This is a genomic window from Pedobacter sp. 01T416_2 (assembly GCF_056398925.1).
In genome coordinates this window covers 1-1574 of sequence record NZ_JBFTQI010001047.1, presented here as the reverse complement: position 1 = coordinate 1574, position 1574 = coordinate 1, and the positions used below count along the sequence as shown (strand labels likewise).

Here is a 1574-nt window from a genome sequence, read left to right as displayed (position 1 = left end):
CTACAAAGGTTATTATGGCTCGTACTCCATTTGGCAGCAACAGGCCGTTGATAAATTATATAGCTGGATACAACAATCTTATTTGCCACGAGGCTTAATCATCAGACGTGTTAGTAAAAACGACGATCGCTCATATTTACCTGATTTAGGCCCGTTACATAGTTATGGTTTTGAATTAATGGGCTTCTCTGCAAGATTTGAGAATGGAAAAATCAACCTCAATGGTGAACAAGGAAGCAAGCTGATTGCAGGCTTCAATGATTTTCCAGGTGTTTATGTAGACGGATTTAATCCCAATGGACTGTATTTCTTTTCTGAAAAGGCACCATTTTGTGCGGGCGAGGATGATGCTACTGTGAAGGGTGAAGGGATTGATAAAAGGATTCAAGCCAATCTTTATAATTATCGGACCTACTTGCAGCATTACCATGATAGTGGAAAAGGCTATAGTAAAATTGATGTGGTAGTTCCCAGAAATGGCGAATGGCCTTTTAAACCCGTGTTGGTAAAAGATGCTGTAGCTTTTATTCAACAGCAGATGGCCATCTATCCTGGTATTATGAAAAAATATCCGCACTACGAAAAGGAAATACAGGCCGCGTTAGAACGTCTCAAACCTTTTTATAACGAAGTAACAAAGCTAGATCCCCGTATCAACTACCGTAACGGTCCTAGCGATGGTGCAGGACATTACCTGCTCGATCCACGCCATATTTTAAATGGCAAACAGCTCAGCAAAACTTTTCCTGAGTATAACCTATTGGTAAGTACAACCCAACAAATCATCAATCAATCTAAAACCGATAAACCACTTTGGTTATATGTAAACCTTACGCCCAGAATCGATTTTGCAGGATCACTCGCTAACTATGATGTAACTTTTGGAACCGATGCACAACATTTGGTGCATTCAATGTTACAAAATTTTAATTTCGATTACGTAAGCAAGTGGTTAGCCGACCCTGAAAAGATGAAAACCGTTGCCTATAAACCGGTGAAAGAACCCGTAAAAACTTCGGGCAATACAATGGTAAGTATTGTAAGTAAATCGGTTACGGCAAGCGTAAAAAGTAAAGACCCGAATACCATCTTATACGAAGACTTTGATGGCTATAACACAGGTACTTTTTCTGCTAAAGGATGGCATACATACGGAAAAAATGGACACGAATTTCAAAATGCCACACTTCATACACTAAGCGGACAAAGAGGAAAATGGATATCCATACCCAAAGAGTTTACGTTCTATCCAGATTTTGCAAAACCACTTCCAGCCAATTTTACCCTGAGTTACGATGTGTATTTCGGGAAAAACATTCGCAATTATAGATCGCTGATGTATGTACGCTTGGGAACCGAAAACTACATCAACATACAAGACATTAACCGAAACGGATTTGATTTTGCATTTGCCTTAGGCGGGGAAGCCGAAACGAGTGTGCAGTTTATGAAGAAAAAAGTTCCTGAAAAAAATCAACGCTTTAGGATTGAAAACCTGAAAACAGAAAATGTGGCTCGTGTAACTATAACTGTCAATGGCGCATCGGTAGCAGTAGCGGTTAACGATAAAGAAG

Annotated in this window: 1 protein-coding gene; it reads left to right on the top strand. The window is 39.6% G+C overall.

Annotated features, from left to right (window positions below; all coding sequences use genetic code 11):
* Positions 1-1574, top strand: a 1574-nt coding sequence (locus AC1DPQ_RS27210; RefSeq protein WP_477611484.1) for a hypothetical protein, incomplete at both ends; no start/stop codon positions are given.